Below are 20,461 nucleotides of genomic sequence, written 5' to 3'. Positions count from 1 at the left end.
GGTGGACGGGCTCCGGCGTGTGCGGCGTCCGGACTCCGGGGTCAGACCGCCGCTACCGCCTTCGCGGCGTCCGGCACACTGCCGTCGTCCGCGACGAGATGGCAGGCCACCTCCCGGGGCGCGCCCCCGGCGGTCAGCGTGCGCAGCACGGGCGCCTCGGTACGGCACCGGTCGGTGGCCAGCGGGCAGCGGGTGTGAAAGTGGCAGCCGGGCGGCGGGTCCAGCGGGCTGGGCAGGTCGCCGCCGAGCACGATCCGGCGCCGGCCGCGCTGCTCGGCCGGGTCGGGCACGGGCGCCGCGGACAGCAGCGCCTGGGTGTACGGATGCTTCGGTGCGGCGAACAGCTCGGCGGCCGGGGCCTGTTCGACGATCCGGCCCAGGTACATCACCGCGATGCGGTCCGCGAGATACTCCACGGCCGCCAGGTCGTGCGTGATGAACAGGCAGCCGAAGCCCCGGTCGCGTTGCAGGTCCGCGAGGAGGTTGAGGACGGAGGCCTGGACGGACACGTCGAGCGCCGAGGTCGGCTCGTCGGCCACCAGGAGCGCCGGATCGACCGCCAGGGCCCGCGCGATGGAGACGCGCTGACGCTGGCCGCCGGAGAGCTCGTGCGGGTTGCGGTCGGCCAGTTCGGGCCGCAGCCCCACCTGGGCGAGGAGTTCGTCCACCCGGCGGGCCGCCTCGGCGCGGGTCGCCAGACCGTGCAGCCGCAAGGGCTCCGCGATGATCCGGCGGATCGTCATCCGAGGGTTGAGCGAGGACGAGGGGTCCTGGAACACCAGGTGGAAGTCCTTGCGCAACGGCCTGAGCGCGCGGGGCGGGAGCGCGGTGACATCCGTGCCGTTGATCTCCACCCGGCCGTCGGTCGGACGGTCGAGCCGGACCACACAGCGCCCCACGGTGGACTTGCCGCTGCCCGACTCCCCGACGAGGCCGACGACCTCACCGGGCAGGATCGTCAACGACACCCCGTCCACGGCCTTCACGGTGCCGCCGGCCCCGTCGAAGTGCCGCTTGAGATCGCGCACGGCCAGCACGGGGGTGACGGTCGGTGCTTCGCTGCCGGCGCTCATCGGACGGCTCCCTTGTTCGCGTCGGGCCGGGACGGGCCGGACGCGGCCGCTCCGGACGGGTGGTGACAGGCGGTCGGATGCGTGCCGCCGGACCGTTCGAGCGGCGGGCGGCCGGTCAGACAGATGTCGTCGGCCGAGGCGCAACGCGGCGCGAAACTGCACCCCTTGGGCTGCTCGCGCAGATCGGGCACGAGCCCGGGTATCTCGTTCAGCCGCGCCCGGCCGCCCGCGCCCCGGCTGCCGGGACGCAGGACGGCGCCGAGCAGCCCCCGGGTGTACGGGTGCTGCGGCGCGCCGAACAGCTCGTCCACCGAGGCCTGTTCGACGGGGCGGCCCGCGTACATCACCAGGACCCGGTCCGCCGTGTCCGCGACCACCCCGAGGTCATGGGTGATCAGGACGATGGCGGTGCCGAGGCGGTCCCGCAGCGAGCGGAGCACGTCGAGGATGCCCGCCTGCACCGTGACGTCGAGGGCGGTGGTCGGCTCGTCGGCGATCAGCACCGCCGGGTCGCAGGCCACCGCGATGGCGATCATGACGCGCTGCCGCATGCCGCCGGAGAGCTGGTGCGGATATTCGTCGACCCGCTTGCGCGGCGCGGGGATGCCGACGACGCCGAGCAGTTCGACGGCCCGCTCCCGGGCCTCGCCGCGGCTCAGCCCCTGGTGCCTGCGCAGGACTTCGGTGATCTGCCGCCCGATGGTGAGCACCGGGTTGAGCGAGGTCATCGGCTCCTGGAAGATCATCGAGAGACGGCGGCCGCGCAGCGACCGCAGCTCCTTCTCGGGGGCGCCGACCAGCTCCCGGCCGTCCAGGGTGATCGACCCGCCGACCCGGGCGGTCGGCGGCAGCAGCCCCATCACGGCCATGGAGGTGACGGACTTCCCGCAGCCGGACTCGCCGACCACCGCCAGCACCTCGCCGGGCGCCAGATCGTAGGAGACGCCGTCCACGGCGTGCACGGTGCGTTCGGCGCCGTGGAAGGCCACCGACAGGTCCCGCACCCGCAGCACCGGCTCGGGGGCGCCGGCCCCGGCGGGCCGGGGGGCGGTGGACGTTTCGACTTCGGTCACCGGGAACCTCCGCGGGGGTCGAGGATGTCGCGTACGCCGTCACCGAGCAGGTTGAACGCCAGGGTGGCGAGCACGATGACCAGGCCGGGGAAGACCGCCATCCAGGGCGCGTCCGCGATGAAGGGCTGGGCGCTGGAGAGCATCACGCCGAGCGAGGGGGAGGGCGGCTGCACCCCGAGGCCGAGGAAGCTGAGCACCGCCTCGCCGATGATGGCGGACGGGATGCCGACGGTGGCCTGCACGATCAGTGTCGAGGTGGCGTTGGGCAGGATGTGGCGGAACAGGATCACCCCGTCGCCGCCGCCGTTGGCCACGGCGGCGCCGACGTAGTCCAGATGCTTGAGCCGCAGCGTCTCGGCCCGGGTGACACGGACGATCCCGGGGATCTGCGAGATGCCGATCGCGATGGTCGCGTTCTCCAGCGAGGGCCCCATGACGGCGGCGAGACCCACTGCGAGGACCAGGAAGGGGAACGCGAGCATGGTGTCGGTGAGCCGCGAGACCACCGTGTCGGCGAACCGGCCGTAGTAGCCGGCCACCAGTCCGAGCGGGACGGCGACGACGAAGGCCAGCAGCACGGCCAGCACTCCGACCTGCATGGACGCGGTGACGCCGACCAGGACCCGGGAGAGCTGGTCGCGGCCCAGGTCGTCCGTGCCGAGCCAGTGCGACCAGCTCGGCTCCATCAGCGCCGCGTCGAAGTCCGGCCGGGCCGGGTCGTAGGGGGCGAGCAGCGGTGAGAGCAGCGCGACGAGCACGAACACCGCCGACAGCACCGCCCCCACCAGCGCCAGCCGGTTGCGCCGCAGCCGGCGCAGCGAGGTGAGGAGCCGTGCGGCACGGACGCCGGGCCGCGGCGCGGGGGCCGCGGCGGCGGGCGGCGCCGTGGACGGGGCGAGGGTCATCGGGAACCTCCGAGCCGGATGCGCGGGTCGACCACCGAGTACAGGAAGTCGACCAGCAGGTTGATCAGGATGTAGGCGGCCGAGGTGAACAGGACGACGCCCTGGACCATCGCGTAGTCACGGGTGAAGACCGCGTCGATGGTGAGCTTGCCGAAGCCCGGCAGGACGAAGACCTGCTCGGTGACGACGGCACCGGAGATCAGATGGCCGAGCTGGAGACCCAGCACGGTGATGACGGTGACGAGCGAGTTGCGCAGCCCGTGCCGGCCGATCACGGCGGCCGGGCCCAGCCCCTTGGCCCGTGCGGTGCGCACGTAGTCCGAGGACATCGCGTCGATCATCGCCGCCCTGGTCTGGCGCATCACCACCGCGGCGAGACCGGAGCCGAGCACCACAGCGGGCAGCACCAGCCGCCGCAGGTTCTCCAGCGGATCGGTGCTGAACGGTACGAAACCGGAGGCGGCGAACACCGGCATGGCGATGGCGAAGACCAGTACCAGCACGATGCCGAGCCAGAACGCGGGCACCGACATGCCCAGCAGCGCGATGCCGTTGGCCAGCCACTCCTCGGGCTTTCCGCGCCGGACGGCCGCCATGACACCGGCCCCGATCCCGACGACGACGGCCATCAGCAGGGAGAGCGCGGCCAGTTCGAGCGTGATGGGCAGGGCCTGGGTGATCGAGTCGAGCACCGGGAGTCCGGTCCTGGCCGAGGTGCCGAAGTCGCCGGTGGCCGCGTTGCTGACGTAACGCCAGTACTGGACGGCGATGTTGTCGTCGAGGCCGTACTCGGAGCGGATCGCGGCCAGGACCTCCGGGGAGGTCTGTTCACCGGCCAGGGCCTGGGCGGTGTCGCCGGGCATCGCGCGCACCCCGAAGAACACGGTGATGCTGACCAGCACCATGGTCACCAGGGACATGCCGATCCGGCGGCTCACGTACGACGTGAGCAGTGGGCGGAGGGTCTTCACCGGCTCCCCTTCGTGTATCCGGCTTCCTTGACCCTGATCAGGCCGTCACCGGAGAGCTTGAGGCCGCTCACGTCCTGCGAGGCGGAGACGTAGTTGATGTTCCGGTAGAGGTAGATGACGCCGTGCTGCTTGTTGATCGCGACGGTGAGCCTGCGGTAGATCTCGCGGCGTTCGGCGATGTCCGACGTGCTGCGGCCCTCGACGATCAGGCGGTCGATCTCGGGGTCCGAGAGCTTGCCCTGGTTGTTGCTGCCGGTGGTGCCCACGAGGCTGTCGATGTTGCCCGCGGGGTCGGGCTGGCCGCCCCAGCCGCCGGTCCGCGCCTCGAAGTCGCCCGCGAGGGTCCGGGTCAGCCCGGTGGCGAACTCGGTGGGCCGCAGCCGCACGGAGAATCCGGCGTCGGCCGCCATGGCCTGTACGACCTGGCCGAGACGGCTGTCCTCCGGGGTGGTGTTGATCATCAGCTCCAGCGGCACCGGCGTCTTCACCCCGGCCGCCTTCAGCAGCCGCTTGGCCTTCGGCACGTCCCGCTTCGGGCAGGTGATCGGCGAACTGAGCGGAGTCCCCGGCGGTACGGGGCCGCAGGCCGGCTCGTACATCCCCTGGAAGACCAGCTTGTTGATCAGCGTGCGGTCCAGCGACAGGTCGAAGGCCTCCCGGACGCGCACATCGCGGCCGAAGGGGCTGTCGACGGGACTGGCCTTCTGGTCGATGCCGTGCGCGTTGCCGACGTTGAGGGTGAGCGCCATGTAGCCCAGCGAGGGGGTGTTGAGGAGCTGGAGGCCCTTCTCGCCCATCGAGTTGCGCACCTCGACCGGGCCCATCTGGTCGCCGATCTGGACGTCACCGGAGCGTATGTTGGCCATCCGGATGTTGCCGTCGGTGATCGTTTTGTAGATCACGCGGTCGAGGTGGACCTTGTCCGCGTCGTAGTACAGCGGGTCCTTCGCCAGCTCGATCCGGTCACCGACGACCCGCTTCTCGTACCGGAACGGGCCGACGCACGAGGGGTGCGTCGCGAACTTCGCCCCGTACGTCTTCAGCGCCTTGGGCGACATGATCAGCCCGGCGGTGTTGGCGAGCCGCCCCAGCAGCGGTACGTCGGGATGGCTCAGCGAGAGCCGCACGGTGTACGGGCCGACGGCCGTCACTTTCTTCACCGAGTCGATCTCGGAGGCGCGCCCGGATCCGCGCAGATGCAGATGCCGGTCGAGGGAGGTCTTCACCGCCCGGGCGTCCAGACGCGCGCCGTCACTGAAGGTGGCGTCCTTGCGGACATCGAAGGTGAAGGTCTTCCCGCCGTCGGTGATCTTCGGCATCGAGGCGGCGAGCTGCGGGACGAACTTGTTGTTCTGGTCCACGTCGTAGAGCTGCTCGCACATGGACGTGAACACGGTGCGCGCGACGAGGGTGGTCGTGAGGCTGGGGTCCAGCATGTCGGGATCGGACTTCAGCCCGATGGTGACCGTGCCGCCGTCGCGTACGGGACGCAGGTCGGTGAGCCGCGCCTGAGCGGTGGTCTCTTTGCCGGGCGGGGAGAGCGAACTGCATGCGGTGGTGATCGCCAGCAGTGCGGCCACCGACAGAGCGGCCGGAATTCGACGCATGGGATCAAGCCTCCTTGAGGACGGCAGGGCGGCAGGACGGGTACCGACGTGGGTACGCGTTGAGGCGCAACGGTATACCAAGCGCGTCGGGCCTCGATCGGGCTCCGACGGCCTTGTTTGCCGTTTTTGCAGCGTATTTGGCCACACAAAAAGGGGCGGATGCCGCAGTTGGGCACGGGCGGATTTCGTGACTCGAAACCGACTTGGTATACCGAGCGGATGTGGCGCCGGGGGTCTCATTTCAGCCCCTCCGGCGTCTGAGGAGCGGGGTCCGGGGCGGAGCCACGGACACGAGAAGGGGCGGGGCGGGGAGAAGGCCCGCCGCAGGCGAACCTCTCCCCACCCCGCCCCAAGCCCGGACCGGGTGCCGCGTACTACGTACCGCTCACCGCTTCCTGCCACCCTCCTCCGGCTTCAACAGCCCTGCCCGGCGCAACGCGTCGGCCATGGCCCCGTTCGCCGGAGCCGCACCCGAAGCAGGGCGACCGCCACCGCCGCCACCGCCGCCACCACGCCGCTCACGCCCCTGACCGCCCTGACCGCCCTGGCCGCCGCGCGCGCCCGCACCCGCGCCGCCGCCCTGCCGCTGCCCCTGGCCCTGCCGCTGCCGAGGCGGCCGCGACCCCCGCTCGCCGCCGGAGCCGGCCCCGGCGCCGCCGGAGGCGGCCCCCGCCTCGTCGTCCAGCCGCAACGTCAACGAGATCCGCTTGCGCGGGATGTCGACCTCCATGACCTTGACCCGGACGACGTCCCCCGGCTTCACCACATCCCGCGGATCCTTCACGAAGGTCCGGGACATGGCCGACACATGCACCAGCCCGTCCTGATGCACCCCGATGTCCACGAACGCGCCGAACGCCGCGACGTTCGTCACGACCCCTTCCAGCACCATCCCGTCCGCGAGGTCGCCGATCTTCTCGACACCCTCCTTGAAGGTGGCCGTCTTGAAGGCGGGACGCGGGTCGCGGCCGGGCTTCTCCAGCTCCTTCAGGATGTCGGTGACCGTCGGCAGCCCGAACTTCTCGGACACGAAGTCGTCCGCCCGCAGCGACCGCAGCACACCCGTGTTGCCGATCAGCGAGGCGACGTCGGCGCCCGTCCGCTTCACCATCGCCCGCACCACCGGGTACGCCTCCGGGTGCACGCTGGACGCGTCCAGCGGGTCGTCGCCCCGGATCCGCAGGAAGCCCGCGCACTGCTCGTACGCCTTCGGGCCCAGCCGTGCCACGTCCTTGAGGCCCTTGCGGGAGCGGAAGGGACCGTTGGCGTCGCGGTGCGCGACGATGTTCTCCGCGAGCCCAGCGCCGATGCCGGAAACCCGTGAAAGCAGTGGCGCCGAAGCGGTGTTGACGTCGACCCCGACCCCGTTCACACAGTCCTCGACGACCGCGTCCAGCGACCGCGAGAGCTTCACCTCGGACAGGTCGTGCTGGTACTGCCCGACCCCGATCGACTTCGGGTCGATCTTCACCAGCTCCGCCAGCGGGTCCTGGAGGCGGCGCGCGATCGAGACGGCCCCGCGCAACGACACGTCCATGTCCGGGAGTTCCTGGGAGGCGAAGGCCGAGGCCGAGTACACGGAGGCACCCGCCTCCGAGACCATCACCTTGGTGAGCTTCAACTCCGGATGCTTGTCGCACAGTTCACCGGCGAGCTTGTCCGTCTCGCGTGACGCCGTGCCGTTGCCGATGGCGATCAGGTCGACGTGGTGCTCCCGCGCGAGGCGCTCCAGCGTCGCCAGCGACTGGTCCCACTTGTTGGCCGGCACATGCGGGTGGATGACTTCGGTCGCCACCACCTTGCCCGTCGCATCGACGACGGCGACCTTCACACCGGTACGGAAGCCGGGGTCGAGCCCCAGCGTGGCCCGGGTCCCGGCCGGCGCGGCGAGCAGCAGATCGCGCAGGTTCGACGCGAAGACGCGTACCGCCTCGTCCTCCGCCGCCGTGCGCAGCCGCAGCCGCAGATCGATGCCGAGGTGCACCAGGATCCGGGTCCGCCAGGCCCAGCGGACCGTGTCGCCGAGCCACTTGTCGCCGGGGCGCCCCCGGTCGTTCACTCCGAAGCGCCGGGCCACCATGTTCTCGTAGCTCGACGGGCCGGGCGTGCCGGACGGCTCCTCCGGCTCCAGGACCAGGTCGAGGACGTCCTCCTTCTCGCCGCGCAGCATCGCCAGCACCCGGTGCGAGGGCAGCGCGGTGAACGGCTCGGCGAAGTCGAAGTAGTCCGCGAACTTGGCGCCCGCCTCCTCCTTGCCGTCCCGCACCCGGGCCACCAGCCGCCCGCGCGCCCACATGCGCTCACGCAGCTCGCCGATCAGGTCGGCGTCCTCCGAGAAGCGCTCGGTGAGGATGGCACGGGCCCCCTCCAGGGCCGACGCCGCGTCCGCGACGCCCTTGTCCGCGTCGACGAAGGCGGCGGCCGCGGTGAGCGGGTCCACCGAAGGGTCGTCGAGCAGCCCGGAGGCGAGCGGTTCGAGGCCGGCCTCCCGGGCGATCTGCGCCTTGGTCCGCCGCTTCGGCTTGAACGGCAGATAGATGTCCTCGAGGCGCGCCTTCGTGTCGGCGGCCCGGATCTGCGCCTCCAGCGCCTCGTCGAGCTTGCCCTGCTCCCGTACGGACTCGAGGACCGCCGCCCGGCGCTCCTCCAGCTCCCGCAGATACCTGAGCCGTTCCTCGAGCGTGCGCAGCTGCGCATCGTCGAGCATCTCGGTGGCTTCCTTGCGGTAGCGCGCGATGAACGGCACGGTCGATCCGCCGTCGAGCAGCTCGACGGCCGCCTTCACCTGTCGCTCGCGTACGCCGAGCTCCTCGGCGATCCTGCCTTCGATGGACGTCGTCACGGTTCTACCGACTCGCCTTCTCCTGCTGGCTGTGCTGGTCGGGCCCGGGGACGGCCGTTCGGACCGGCCCGGAGCCACTCGCCTGCATTGTGCCGGGTGGCCGGGCGCCGTGTCGCCCGACCGCCCGACACACCTGCCGCAGGTTGGGCCCGTCAGCCGGTGGCGGACGCCGGGAACGCGCCCGCCGCCAGCGCCGTGCCGAGGAAGCCGCGCGCCAGTTCGGTCAGCCGGGCCACCCCCGCACCGCCGAGGTGCTCGTACGGGGCGAGGTCCATCCGGTCCGTGGCCTCCTCGATGCCGGCCCGCAGCGCGGTGCCCTCCTGCGTCAACTCGCCGCTCTCGGTGAGCAGTCCGCGCTCCCGCAGCCGCGCCGACGCGTCCTCCCAGTCGGTGCGGCGCCAGCCCCGGGTGGCCAGGATCCAGCGCGGGGCCATGCCCTTGCCGGTCGCGGTGTGGCTGACCAGGGCCTCCAGCGGGTCGAGCCCGGCGGCGAGCAGCGCGGCGAGATGGGCGTCGCCCCGGTGCTCGCGCAGCAGGGTCGCCGCGTGCCAGTACGCCAGGTGCGGCTGCTCCGGCACCGGGAGATCGGCGTGCGCCGCGTACAGCGGCCGGGCGTGTCGCGTACAGCCCCCGGTCGCGTCCAGGGCGAGCCGTGCGGCCTCCGCCATCTCGGGGGAGCCGACGACCTCCTCGCCGAGCAGCCGGCGCAGCGTCGCGTCGGCGGCGCGCAGCCGGGCCGCCAGGGCCGTCTCCGGGGACGCGGTCTCCCAGACGGCGGGCACGTGCCGGGCCACCAGCTCGTGGTTGAAGTTGTAGAAGGCGGCGGTGACCGTGCCCGCGCCGACCGCGCCCAGGGCGGCCGCGCGGGCGGCGAAATACGCGGCGGAGGGGTCGTCGATCCCGATGCCGGCGAACTCCTTGCCGAGGTCGGGGGAGAAGTAGACGGTCGAGTGGACCGGGTTGAGGGCGTTGTGGCAGCGGCGTCCGGCGCGGGGCGGGAGAGTACTCATGCCCGCACGTTACCGACTGGTCGGTACGCGCCGGTACCCCGGTACCCCGGTGAGATGCGCCGCAGCGGGGCATGGCAGGAAAGGTGGGTATCTCGTCATTGCGGCCACCCCCGCCGGCCGCCCAGGATGACGGACATGAACCAGCGATCCGTCCTCGTCGTCCTCTTCGACGACGTCCAGAGCCTCGATGTGACCGGGCCCATGGAGGTCTTCGCCGGCGCCTCCCGCTTCCCCGGCATCACGTACGAGCTGCGCACCGCCTCGCTGGACGGCGCCCCGGTCCGTACGTCCTGCGGGCTCACGCTGGTCCCCGACACGAGCCTGGCCGACGCGGCGGCCCCGCACACCCTGCTGGTCCCCGGCGGCCAGGGCACCCGGGCCCCGGACCCGGCTCTCGTCGAGTGGCTCCGGACGCACGGTCCGCGCCCCGAACGGCTCGTCTCCGTGTGCAGCGGCGCGCTGCTGCTGGCGGCGGCCGGACAGCTGGACGGGCACCGGGTGACGACCCACTGGAACGTCTGCGACCACCTCGCCCGCACCTATCCGGCCGTCGAGGTGGACCCCGAGCCGATCTTCGTGCGCGACGGCCGGCTCGCCACCTCCGCGGGGGTCACCGCCGGCATCGATCTCGCGCTCGCCCTGGTCGAGGAGGACCACGGCCGGGACGTGGCGCTCGCGATCGCCCGGCATCTGGTGGTCTTCCTGCGCAGACCCGGCAACCAGGCGCAGTTCAGCGCCCAGCTCACCGCCCGTACGGCCGGCCGTGAACCACTGCGCGAGGTCCAGCACTGGATCACCGAGCACCCCGGCGAGGACCTCTCCGTCGAGGCGCTCGCCGCCCGCGCCCGGCTCTCGCCGCGCCACTTCGCCCGCGCGTTCCAGGCGGAGACCGGGGTGACGCCCGGCCGGTACGTCGACCGGGTCCGCCTCGAACAGGCCCGACGGCTCCTGGAGGACACCACCGACGCCGTCGCCCGGATCTCCCGGGACTGCGGCTACGGCACCCCCGAGGCGATGCGCCGCGCCTTCGTCAGGGCCCTCGGCACGGCGCCCGCCGAATACCGCCGCCGCTTCAGCCCGCGCACGGCCCGCACCGCCCCCACCGAACCCGCCCAGTGAACCGACCGGAAGGCAGCCCCGCCATGCAGATCGCCCTCGTCCTCTTCGACCGCTTCACCGCGTTGGACGCCGTCGGGCCCTACGAGATGCTGTCCCGCACCCCCGGAGCCGAGACCGTGTTCGTCGCCGAGCGCGCCGGTGCGGTGCGCAACGACAGCGGCAGCCTCGAACTGGTCGCCCACCGGACGCTCGACGAGGTCCCCGCCCCCGATGTGGTGATCGTGCCCGGCGGCCCCGGGCAGAGCGCCCAGATGGACAACGAGAAGCTGCTCGGCTGGCTGCGCCGGGCCGACGCGGCCAGCACCTGGACGACCTCCGTCTGCACCGGGTCGCTGCTGCTCGCCGCCGCCGGGCTGCTGACCGGGCGCCGCGCCACCTCGCACTGGCTCGCCCTGGACACCCTCAAGGAGTACGACGCCGAGCCCACCGGTGAGCGCGTGGTCGTCGACGGCAAGTACGTCACCGCCGCCGGCGTCTCGGCCGGCATCGACATGGGTCTCACCCTGCTCGGCCGGATCGCCGGCGACACCACCGCCCAGGCCGTGCAGCTCCTGACCGAGTACGACCCACAGCCCCCGTACGACGCGGGATCGCCCGAGAAGGCCCCGGCCGCGCTGGTCGAGGAGTGGCGCGCCAAGAGCCGCTTCATCCTTCGCCAGGGACCGCCGCCCCGGCAGGCCAGGTGAAGCGCGGGGTCCGGCGCTCCAGGAAGGCGGCGACCCCCTCCGCGGTGTCGCCGCTGCCGCGCGCCTCGCGCGCCCAGTGCGCGTCCCGGTCCGTCCGGCCGTCGGCGAACTCCTTGGCCGCCGCCTGGGTCAGCCGGGAACGGGACACCAGGGTCCGCGTGTAGGCGTCGACCCGCTTGTCCAGCTCGCCGGCCGGCAGCACCTCGTCCACCAGCCCGGTGCGCAGCGCCCGCTCCGTACCGATCAGCTCCGCCGAGAACAGCAGGTGCTTGGCCGTCGCCGGCCCCGTCAGCGCGACCAGCCGCCGGGTGGAGGAGGCGGCGTAGACGATCCCCAGCCGGGCCGGTGTGACGCCGAAGGACGCCCCCTCCTCCGCGAACCGCAGATCGCAGGCGGCCGCCAGCTGGCTGCCCCCGCCGACGCAGTAGCCGCGCACCGCCGCGAGCGTCGGCAGGGGGAAGGCGGCCAGGGCCTCCTCCGCCGCCACCGCGAGGGACTGCGGGTCGCCCGAGGGGTCGCGCAGCGAGGAGATGTCCGCGCCGGCGCAGAAGGTGTCCCCGGCGCCCGTCAGCACCAGGGCGCGCACCGAGGGATCGGCGGCCAGCCGGTCCAGCAGCACGGGCAGCGACTGCCACATGGCGGCCGTCATCGCGTTGCGCTTGGCGGGGTTGCTGATGACGACGGTGGCGACGCCGTCCGTGACGGTGTGCTCCAGCCTCGGTTCCGTACGGTCCATACGCCGGATGCTATCCAGGCGGTTCGAACCTATGATCAAGAAGGGGTCGCGCAGCAGACACGCACCGTGAGGAGCCAGCCGTGGCCGATCCCGCAAAAGAGGGCAGGAAGCTCAACCGCAGTTTCGGCGGTCTGGCCCTGCTCGGCATCCTGCTCGTCGTCGCCGGCCTGGTCGGCCTCGTCTACACGGGCGTCGCGACGCTCACCTCGATGCTCCTGTTCGGCTGGCTGCTGCTGATCGGCGGCCTGGTCGGGCTGCTGCACGCCATCCAGTCGCGCGGCACCAACTACTTCTGGCTGGGCGTGGTGGTCGCGGCCCTGAACATCGCCGCCGGGCTCGTCGTCATCCGCCACCCGCACGGCACGGCCGAGGCGCTGACCATGTTCGCCGCCCTGCTCTTCCTGACCGGAGGAGTGTTCCGCCTGGTCGGCAGCGTGGTGGTGCGCGGCCCCCAGTTCGGCTGGACGCTGCTCCAGGGCGCCTTCGGCCTGCTGCTGGGGCTGCTGGTCCTCTTCGACTGGCCGCACAGCAGCCTCTACGTGCTCGGCCTGTTCTTCTCGCTGGCGCTGCTCTTCGACGGGCTCGGGCTCATCGCCATCGGCATCGGGGGCCGCCGTATCGTCTCGATGGTCTCGGACCAGATGGCGCCCGGGGGAGAAACGGACCGCCTCACGAAAGACGAGCAGAAGCGGTCCGAAGGCTGACTTTCCTGCATCTATTCGGTCAAGTTCTGTCGATACGAATCGACTTCTGTTCAGTGGTACGGACCGGACCGACTACGCCCCGCACTCTGTACTCGACGTGCAGTCACCACCGAGTGGAGAGCGGGTACCGGACTATGGAGAGCCGCGGGAGTGTCCCCGCCCGGCCCGTGTCGTACGAGGGAGTCTGGCGGTTCACCGCCCCGGCGACGGACGTCTCCGTACCCCAGGCCCGGCACGCCGTACGCGACCTGCTGGAGCGCCAAGGCGTGCCGCTCGACGAGGACATCGCCCAGGGCCTGCTGCTCATCGTGTCCGAGCTGGTCACCAACGCCGTGAAGCACGCCGCGCTGCTCTCGCCGGAGCTGGCGGTGGAGGTGGCGGTGGAGGCCGACTGGATCCGGGTGTCCGTCGAGGACAACCACCCGTACCGCCCGACGGCGCTGGAGACGGACTACGCGCAGACCGGCGGGCGCGGTCTGCTGCTGGTCCGCGAGATCACCCGGGAGGCGGGCGGCACCTGCGACGTCGAGCACACCGCGGGCGGCGGAAAGGTCATCTGGGCGGCCCTGCCGCTCAGCCCCGGCCTGTGACCCTTCCGCGGCGGCGGTCGTGACTACCAGCCGGCGGCCGGTCCGGTCAGCTCGCGGATCGCGGGCCGGGCCGCGTCGAGCACGGTCATGAACCACGCGGAGAACGGCGCCCGGGCGTGCCGCTCGGCCAGCTCCGCCGAGGTCACGAAGTCCGTCTCGCCGACCTCCTCCGGGTCCGGGGCGAGCCGCTCCTGGGCCATGCCGACGAAGAGGTGGTTGAACTCCTGCTCCACCAGGCCCGAGGCCGGGTCCGGGTGGTTGTAGCGGACGGTGCCGGCCTCGGCCAGCAGCGAGGGCGAGATGCCCAGCTCCTCGTACGTACGCCGGGCGGCGGCGGCGAAGGGCGCCTCGCCCGGGTACGGGTGGCCGCAACAGGTGTTGGACCAGACACCGGGGGAGTGGTACTTGCCGAGCGCACGACGCTGGAGCAGCAGCCGGCCCTGCTCGTCGAAGAGGAACACGGAGAACGCCCGGTGCAGCTGCCCGGGGGCCTGGTGGGCGGCGAGCTTCTCCGCCGTGCCGATGGTGGTGCCGTTCTCGTCGACCAGTTCGAGCATGATCGCTTCTGCTGTGCCGTTCGACGAGGTGTTCGCCGCGGTGGCTGGTGTGGTCGGCATACCCATCCTTCGCTGTGGTCCCGGCCCCGTGCGCCGGTCCCGTCGAGTCCGGTCAAGTCTGCCGTACAAAAGCGGCTTGTCCGCACTTCGGGTCCTGGCATGTCCGTCCCGCCGGGCCACCCGGGCGCGGCGGTCCGACGGCACGTCAGACCCCGAATGCCGTCGGATACTCAATCGTGCCCCGCGGAACGGGCGCGGAATCATCGAGGACGAGCGCCATCATCGCCTCGTCCGGCACCTCGAACGGCGCCCGGATCCCGAACCGCGACGCCGGGACGAAACCGAACTTCGGGTAGTACTCGGGATGGCCGAGCACCAGGACCAGCGACTCCCCGTGCTGCCCGGCGGCATGGAGCGCGGCCCGCACCACGGCCTGCCCGGCGCCCCGGCGCTGATGCTCCGGGGCCGTGGCCACCGGGGCCAGTGCCAGGGCGGGTGCGCCCCCGACCCGGCAGCGCGTCAGCAGCGCATGCGCGGCCACGGAGCCGTCGGGGCCCTCGGCGACGTACGAGAGCCCGGGCAGCCAGGCCGACGGGTCGGCGCGCAGGGCGTCCACCAGATCGGCTTCGGCCCCGGTCGGGAACGCGGCAACGTTCACCGCGTGCACGGCGGCGATGTCGGCGGGTGTCTCGGGGCGGGTCCGCCAGCGGGCCTGCGCCGAGGAGGAGGGAGAAGAGGGCAAAGGCGGAGGGGTGGGGGCGTCCGGGATCTGATCGGCGTCGGTCAACGTGAGAACCCTTTCGTACACCTCTGCGAAAGCGAAAACCCTACACGGGGGATTCCTCCGGGCGTCCTTCCGGGCGGCCGGGCCGAAGGGTCCGGCCGGCGGGTCAGTGGCAGAGCTTCGCCTCGTGCTCCGCGTGGCCGCTCGGCTCCAGCTGGAAGGTGCAGTGCTCGACGTCGAAGTGGTCGCCGAGGCAGCCCTGCAGCTCGTGCAGCAGCTTCTCGTGCCCGATCGAGTCCAGCAGCTCCTGGTGCACCACCACATGGGCGGAGAGCACCGGCATGCCGGAGGTGATCGTCCAGGCGTGCAGGTCGTGCACGTCCAGCACCCCGGGCAGGGCCGTGATGTGGTCGCGTACCTCTCCCATGTCGACGCCCTGGGGTGCCGACTCCAGCAGCACGTTCAGCGTCTCCCGGAGCAGCTTCACCGTACGCGGGACGATCATCAGGCCGATGGCCAGTGAGGCGACCGGGTCCGCCGCCTGCCAGCCGGTCGCCAGGACGATGCCCGCCGAGACCAGCACCGTGACCGAGCCGAGCGTGTCGGCGAGCACCTCCAGATAGGCGCCGCGCACATTGAGACTGTCCTTCTGGCCGCGCATCAGCAGCGACAGCGACACCATGTTCGCGACCAGGCCGACCAGGGCGAAGGCGATGGTCAGCCCGCCCCGGGTCTCGGTGGGGCTGATGAAGCGCTCCACCGCCTCGAAGAGCAGATAGCCGCCCACCCCGAGCAGCAGCACACAGTTGGCCAGCGCGGCGAGGATCTCGGCGCGGGCGTAGCCGAAGGTGCGGTTCGGGCCGGCCGGCCGGTTGGCGAAATGGATCGCCAGCAGCGCCATGCCGAGGCCCAGGGCGTCGGTCGCCATGTGGGCCGCGTCGGCGATCAGCGCCAGCGATCCGGACAGCAGACCCCCGACGACCTCCATCACCGTCACGCTGAGTGTGATGGCCAGCGCGATGCGCAGCCGTCCCTTGTACGCGGCGGCGGCCGTGCCGGTGGGCGCGGGCCCCCCGTGCGTATGTCCGTGATCGTGCCCAGCCCCCATGGGGACGCCTCCCGGTCGTCTCGCGGACCCGGGCGTGATCGGCCCGGACAGTGTCAGTGAACTACGGGTGAGGGGTATCGGGCAACACGGCACTGAACACCGTTGTCAACTGTCCTGACCTGCGGAAACGATCGCAGGTCAGCGCGGTGCCCCGCCCGGGGCGGCGGCCTGCGGCGAGCGTCGGGATCCGCCGTGTTTTGTCAGGTGAGGCGGCCATCGACGATGATGATCGCGGACGGCGCGCATGATCCCGCTCCATCCGGAACGGAGCACAAACGGGCAGTGAACTCGCGCTTCCGTTCATCCGATAGCCTCTGCCGACATGCCGCCGGCCGCATCAGGCCGCACTGTCGTGTGCCGATCCGTGTCAGCACCCAAGGAGTGAGTTCGTCTGTCGACCGCCATTCTCACAGGTGCTCCGGTGCCCGGATCGTCGCTCGAAGGCGATCTGAGGTCACTGGGCTTCGACGTACGGGCAGCCGCCGACGTCACCGAAGCGGCGCGGCTGCTGTCCGCCGTCCCGGCCGATGACCGGGTCGCGCTCGTCGACCCCCGCTTCGTCGGCCACGTCCACGCCCTGCGGCTCGCACTGACCGACCCCCGGTTCCCCGCGGCCGCCGTGCCGGGCGCGCTCACCGCGCAGCCCGGGGCGCGCCCCGCCCTGGTCCGCGCCCTGCGCACGACCACCGAGGCCGTCGGCGCGGGCGTCCCCGCCGGCAGCACCGCCGTGGTCACCGACCGCACCGTGCCGGGCCGGCTGGCCGCCGCCATGGACGCCGAGGGCGCCGAGGTCCAGCGCCCCGAGCTCGGCTCGCTCGTCGCCGCCGTGCCGACGGACGAGGCGGCCCGCGCCGCCGCCCGCTCCGCCGTGGACGCCGTGGACGACGAGGCGGTCCGGCTGCGCAGCGCCGTGAAGGCCCGCGACGGCTTCTTCACCACGTACTGCATCAGCCCCTACTCGCGCTACCTCGCCCGCTGGTGCGCGCGCCGGGGCCTCACGCCGAACCAGGTCACCACCGCGTCCCTGCTCACCGCCCTGGTCGCGGCGGGCTGCGCGGCCACCGGCACCCGCGGCGGGTACGTCGCCGCCGGACTGCTGCTGCTCTTCTCCTTCGTCCTGGACTGCACCGACGGGCAGCTCGCCCGCTACTCGCTGCAGTACTCCACGATGGGCGCCTGGCTGGACGCCACCTTCGACCGCGCCAAGGAGTACGCGTACTACGCGGGACTCGCCCTCGGCGCCGCACGGGGCGGCGACGACGTCTGGGCCCTGGCGCTCGGCGCGATGGTGCTCCAGTCCTGCCGCCACGTCATCGACTTCTCGTTCAACGAGGCGAACCACGACGCGGTGGCGAACTCCAGTCCGACCGCCGCCCTCTCCGACAAGCTCGACAGCGTCGGCTGGACGGTCTGGCTGCGCCGGATGATCGTCCTCCCGATCGGCGAGCGCTGGGCGATGATCGCCGTGCTCACCGCGGTGACCACCCCGCGGATCGTCTTCTACGCGCTGCTGGTCGGCTGCTCCTTCGCCGCCTGCTACACCACCGCGGGCCGGCTCCTGCGCTCCCTGACCCGCAGGGCCAGCCGCACCGACCGCGCCGCCCAGGCTCTCGCGGACCTCGCGGACTCCGGCCCGATCGCCCGGCTCGTCGCGGCGCGCGGCCCCCGGATCCCCGGCGCCTGGACCGCCCCCGCGGTGGCCCTCGTCGGCGCCGGCGCCCTGATCGCCGCCGCGCTCCAGCAGCCGTTCGGCAGCCGGCAGACAATCATCGCCGCCGTTTTCTACGCCGTCTGCTCCGGCATAGCCGTGGCCCGGCCGCTCAAGGGCGCACTCGACTGGCTGGTGCCCCCGGTCTTCCGGGCCGCCGAATACTGCACGATCCTCGCCCTGGCCGCCCGCAGCGACATCGACGGGGCCCTCCCCGCGGCCTTCGGGCTCGTCTCGGCGGTCGCCTACCATCACTACGACACGGTGTACCGCATCCGAGGCGGCACCGGCGCCCCGCCCCAGTGGCTGGTGCGCACGATCGGCGGACACGAGGGCCGGACCCTGGTGGTGGCCGTCCTCGCCGCCGTACTCACCGGCACCTCCGGCTTCACCCTGGCACTCACCGCCCTCGCCGTCGCCGTGGCCCTGATCGTGCTGGTGGAGTCCGTCCGCTTCTGGGTGTCCTCCGGGGCGCCCGCCGTTCACGACGAAGGAGAACCCGCATGATCGGCCTCGTACTGGCAGCCGGCGCCGGCCGGCGTCTGCGCCCCTACACCGACACGCTCCCCAAGGCACTCGTGCCGGTGGACGGCGAGAAGACCGTGCTCGACCTCACTCTCGCCAACTTCGCCGAGATCGGGCTCACCGAGGTCGCGATCGTCGTCGGCTACCGCAAGGAGGCCGTCTACGCCCGCAAGGAGGAGCTGGAGGCGACGTACGGCATCGAGCTCACCCTCGTCGACAACGACAAGGCCGAGGAGTGGAACAACGCCTACTCCCTGTGGTGCGCCCGTGAGGTGCTCAAGCGCGGCGTGATCCTCGCCAACGGCGACACCGTGCACCCCGTCTCCGTCGAGAAGACGCTGCTGGCCGCGCGCGGCAAGGGCCAGAAGATCATCCTCGCCCTCGACACGGTCAAGAACCTCGCCGACGAGGAGATGAAGGTCGTCGCCGAGGACGGCAAGGGCGTCCGGCGGATCACCAAGCTGATGGACCCGGCCGAGGCCACCGGTGAGTACATCGGCGTCACCCTCATCGAGGCCGAGGCCGCCGAGGAGCTGGCCGACGCGCTGAAGACCACGTTCGAGCGCGACCCCGACCTGTACTACGAGGACGGCTACCAGGAGCTCGTCAACCGCGGCTTCACCGTCGACGTGGCCCCCATCGGCGAGGTCACCTGGGTCGAGATCGACAACCACGACGACCTCGCGAAGGGCAGGGAGATCGCGTGCCGGTACTGACCCGTCTCATCCCCTCCCCGGTCTTCGTCGACATCAGCCGGGGCGCCATGGACGACCTGGCCGGGCTCCTCGCCGACCAGCGGATCTCCGCCTCCGGCAAGCTCGCCGTCGCGATCAGCGGCGGCTCCGGACAGGCCCTGCGCGAGAAGCTCGCACCGGCCCTGCCGGGCGCCGACTGGTACTGCGTGGGCGGCGGCAACATCGACGCCGCGGTCAAGCTGGCCGACGACATCAAGGGCAAGCGCTACGACGCCGTGGTCGGCCTCGGCGGCGGCAAGATCATCGACGTGGCGAAGTACGCCGCGGCCCGGGTCGGCCTGCCGCTGGTCTCGGTCGCCACCAACCTCGCCCACGACGGCCTCTGCTCGCCCGTCGCGACCCTGGACAACGACAACGGCCGGGGCTCCTACGGTGTCCCGATGCCGATCGCCATGGTCATCGACCTCTCGGTGATCCGCGAGGCCCCGGACCGCTTCGTGCGCTCCGGCATCGGTGACGCGATCTCCAACATCTCCGCGATCGCGGACTGGGAGCTCTCGCACGAGGTCAACCACGAGCAGATCGACGGACTGGCCGCCGCCATGGCCCGTACCGCGGGCGAGGCCGTCCTGCGCCACCCCGGCACCGTCGCGGACGACGAGTTCCTCACCGTCCTCGCCGAGTCGCTGGTGCTCTCCGGCATCGCCATCTCGATCAGCGGCGACACCCGGCCCTCCTCCGGCGCCTGCCACGAGATCAGCCACGCCTTCGACCTGCTCTTCCCCAAGCGGGCCGCCAGCCACGGCGAGCAGGTCGGCCTCGGCGCCGCCTTCGCCATGCACCTGCGCGGCGCCCACGAGGAGTCGGGCCTCTTCGCCGAGGTGCTGCGCCGGCACGGACTGCCGGTCCTGCCCGAGGAGATCGGCTTCAGCCCCGACGAATTCGTCCAGGCCGTCGACTACGCGCCGCAGACCCGTCCGGGGCGCTTCACGGTCCTGGAACACCTCAACCTGTCCACCGACCAGATCAGGGACGCGTACGCCGACTATGCCAAGACCATCAGTAGCTGAACTTCGTCCGGTCGTTCACCCCCCGGGCGTCAAGGACCGGCGCAGCGGCGAGCACTGGGCGGGCCGGATCTACATGCGCGAGGTCTCGCTGCGTGTGGACCGGTACCTGGTGAACACCAGGGTCACGCCCAACCAGCTGACCTATCTGATGACGGTCGCCGGTGTGCTCGCCGCCCCGGCCCTGCTCGTGCCGGGCATCCCCGGCGCGCTGCTCGGCGTGCTCATGGTCCAGCTCTATCTGCTGCTCGACTGCGTCGACGGCGAGCTGGCCCGCTGGAAGAAGCAGTTCTCGCTCGGCGGGGTCTACCTCGACCGGGTCGGCGCCTACCTCTGCGACGCGGCGGTACTGGTCGGCTTCGGCCTGCGCGCCGCCGACCTGTGGGGCAGCGGCCGGATCGACTGGCTGTGGGCCTTCCTGGGGACCCTCGCGGCCCTGGGCGCCATCCTGATCAAGGCCGAGACCGACCTCGTCGGTGTCGCCCGCCACCAGGGCGGACTGCCGCCGGTCAAGGAGGCGGCCTCCGAGCCGCGCTCCTCCGGCATGGCGCTCGCCCGCCGCGCCGCCGGCGCGCTCAAGTTCCACCGGCTGATCCTGTGTGTCGAGGCGTCCCTGGTGATCCTGGTCGCGGCGGTGCTGGACGCGGTCCGCGACGACCTCTTCTTCAGCCGTCTCGCGGTCGCGGTCCTGGCCGGCATCGCGCTGCTGCAGACGCTTCTGCACCTCGTGTCGGTCCTGGCATCGAGCAGGCTGAAGTGAG

The 20,461-nt window shown here is 72.0% G+C and carries 18 protein-coding genes and 1 pseudogene; 8 read left to right on the top strand and 11 right to left on the bottom strand.

The genetic code is table 11. The features are described 5' to 3' along the window. Positions 1-41 precede the first annotated feature (41 nt). The 7 genes from RLT58_RS03895 to RLT58_RS03865 form a co-directional block, all read right to left on the bottom strand. Complete coding sequence (locus RLT58_RS03895) at positions 42-1,073, bottom strand: ABC transporter ATP-binding protein (RefSeq protein ID WP_311308964.1); 1,032 nt, start codon at positions 1,071-1,073, stop codon at positions 42-44. Beyond that, positions 1,070-2,146 carry an ABC transporter ATP-binding protein gene (locus RLT58_RS03890; RefSeq protein ID WP_311308963.1) on the bottom strand — a complete coding sequence of 359 codons (1,077 nt, stop codon included), beginning with the start codon at positions 2,144-2,146 and terminating at the stop codon, positions 1,070-1,072. The genes RLT58_RS03895 and RLT58_RS03890 overlap by 4 nt, the downstream gene beginning before the upstream one ends. Beyond that, on the bottom strand, positions 2,143-3,051 hold the full coding sequence (locus RLT58_RS03885; RefSeq protein ID WP_311308962.1) for an ABC transporter permease: 909 nt from the start codon (positions 3,049-3,051) through the stop codon (positions 2,143-2,145). The genes RLT58_RS03890 and RLT58_RS03885 overlap by 4 nt, the downstream gene beginning before the upstream one ends. After that, the gene (locus RLT58_RS03880; RefSeq protein ID WP_311308961.1) at positions 3,048-4,022 is read right to left on the bottom strand and encodes an ABC transporter permease; all 975 of its coding nucleotides are present in this window, start codon (positions 4,020-4,022) and stop codon (positions 3,048-3,050) included. Before RLT58_RS03880 ends, RLT58_RS03885 begins: the two co-directional genes overlap by 4 nt. Continuing rightward, a complete protein-coding gene (locus RLT58_RS03875; protein ID WP_311308960.1) occupies positions 4,019-5,629 on the bottom strand; it encodes an ABC transporter substrate-binding protein in 1,611 nt (536 codons plus the stop codon). Before RLT58_RS03875 ends, RLT58_RS03880 begins: the two co-directional genes overlap by 4 nt. A gap of 385 nt (positions 5,630-6,014) precedes the next feature. Further along, on the bottom strand, positions 6,015-8,471 hold the full coding sequence (locus RLT58_RS03870) for a Tex family protein (protein WP_311308959.1): 2,457 nt from the start codon (positions 8,469-8,471) through the stop codon (positions 6,015-6,017). Positions 8,472-8,623: 152 nt separating this feature from the next. Continuing rightward, positions 8,624-9,481: an SCO6745 family protein gene (locus tag RLT58_RS03865; RefSeq protein WP_311308958.1), complete on the bottom strand. Its 858-nt coding sequence runs from the start codon at positions 9,479-9,481 to the stop codon at positions 8,624-8,626. Between the two features lie 135 nt (positions 9,482-9,616). Here RLT58_RS03865 and RLT58_RS03860 point away from each other — a divergent pair, with 135 nt between their 5' ends. Next, positions 9,617-10,600 (top strand): GlxA family transcriptional regulator, encoded by a 984-nt coding sequence (locus tag RLT58_RS03860; RefSeq protein WP_311308957.1) that lies wholly within the window; start codon positions 9,617-9,619, stop codon positions 10,598-10,600. A 23-nt stretch (positions 10,601-10,623) separates the two neighbouring features. After that, positions 10,624-11,286 carry a DJ-1/PfpI family protein gene (locus tag RLT58_RS03855; RefSeq protein ID WP_311308956.1) on the top strand — a complete coding sequence of 221 codons (663 nt, stop codon included), beginning with the start codon at positions 10,624-10,626 and terminating at the stop codon, positions 11,284-11,286. On the opposite strand, the gene RLT58_RS03850 is transcribed toward RLT58_RS03855, so the two are convergent. Further along, complete coding sequence (locus RLT58_RS03850; protein ID WP_311308955.1) at positions 11,246-12,022, bottom strand: enoyl-CoA hydratase/isomerase family protein; 777 nt, start codon at positions 12,020-12,022, stop codon at positions 11,246-11,248. The genes RLT58_RS03855 and RLT58_RS03850 overlap by 41 nt on opposite strands. An 80-nt stretch (positions 12,023-12,102) precedes the next feature. Between RLT58_RS03850 and RLT58_RS03845 the strand changes: the two genes are divergently transcribed. Together RLT58_RS03845 and RLT58_RS03840 are read left to right on the top strand one after the other, a co-directional pair. Then, a complete protein-coding gene (locus tag RLT58_RS03845) occupies positions 12,103-12,726 on the top strand; it encodes an HdeD family acid-resistance protein (RefSeq protein WP_311308954.1) in 624 nt (207 codons plus the stop codon). Positions 12,727-12,860: 134 nt separating this feature from the next. Beyond that, positions 12,861-13,316, top strand: coding sequence for an ATP-binding protein (locus RLT58_RS03840; protein ID WP_311308953.1), 456 nt, complete (start codon positions 12,861-12,863; stop codon positions 13,314-13,316). Positions 13,317-13,339: 23 nt separating this feature from the next. Here RLT58_RS03840 and idi read toward each other — a convergent pair whose 3' ends face one another. The 3 genes and pseudogenes from idi to RLT58_RS03825 all read right to left on the bottom strand — a co-directional run bounded on the left by idi (position 13,340) and on the right by RLT58_RS03825 (position 15,705). Further along, positions 13,340-13,933, bottom strand: a complete 594-nt coding sequence (idi, locus tag RLT58_RS03835; protein WP_311308952.1) for an isopentenyl-diphosphate Delta-isomerase — start codon at positions 13,931-13,933, stop codon at positions 13,340-13,342. A 145-nt stretch (positions 13,934-14,078) separates the two neighbouring features. Continuing rightward, a pseudogene (locus RLT58_RS03830) lies at positions 14,079-14,582 on the bottom strand (GNAT family N-acetyltransferase); the annotation flags it as partial. A 181-nt stretch (positions 14,583-14,763) separates the two neighbouring features. Next, positions 14,764-15,705, bottom strand: a complete 942-nt coding sequence (locus RLT58_RS03825; RefSeq protein WP_311308951.1) for a cation diffusion facilitator family transporter — start codon at positions 15,703-15,705, stop codon at positions 14,764-14,766. A 421-nt stretch (positions 15,706-16,126) separates the two neighbouring features. Here RLT58_RS03825 and RLT58_RS03820 point away from each other — a divergent pair, with 421 nt between their 5' ends. From RLT58_RS03820 to RLT58_RS03805, 4 genes are read left to right on the top strand one after another with little or no spacing between them, the layout of a single operon-like run. Then, positions 16,127-17,920, top strand: a complete 1,794-nt coding sequence (locus tag RLT58_RS03820) for a DUF5941 domain-containing protein (RefSeq protein ID WP_311308950.1) — start codon at positions 16,127-16,129, stop codon at positions 17,918-17,920. Next, positions 17,917-18,654, top strand: a complete 738-nt coding sequence (locus RLT58_RS03815; protein WP_311308949.1) for a phosphocholine cytidylyltransferase family protein — start codon at positions 17,917-17,919, stop codon at positions 18,652-18,654. Before RLT58_RS03820 ends, RLT58_RS03815 begins: the two co-directional genes overlap by 4 nt. Next, positions 18,642-19,703, top strand: a complete 1,062-nt coding sequence (locus RLT58_RS03810) for an iron-containing alcohol dehydrogenase family protein (protein ID WP_311308948.1) — start codon at positions 18,642-18,644, stop codon at positions 19,701-19,703. The genes RLT58_RS03815 and RLT58_RS03810 overlap by 13 nt, the downstream gene beginning before the upstream one ends. After that, on the top strand, positions 19,681-20,460 hold the full coding sequence (locus tag RLT58_RS03805) for a CDP-alcohol phosphatidyltransferase family protein (protein WP_311308947.1): 780 nt from the start codon (positions 19,681-19,683) through the stop codon (positions 20,458-20,460). Before RLT58_RS03810 ends, RLT58_RS03805 begins: the two co-directional genes overlap by 23 nt. Position 20,461 lies beyond the last annotated feature (1 nt).

The organism is Streptomyces sp. ITFR-16 (assembly GCF_031844705.1).
Lineage (GTDB): Bacteria > Actinomycetota > Actinomycetes > Streptomycetales > Streptomycetaceae > Streptomyces.
The sequence above is the reverse complement of the archived record's forward strand: the minus strand, read 5'-3'. Positions and strand labels throughout refer to the sequence as shown.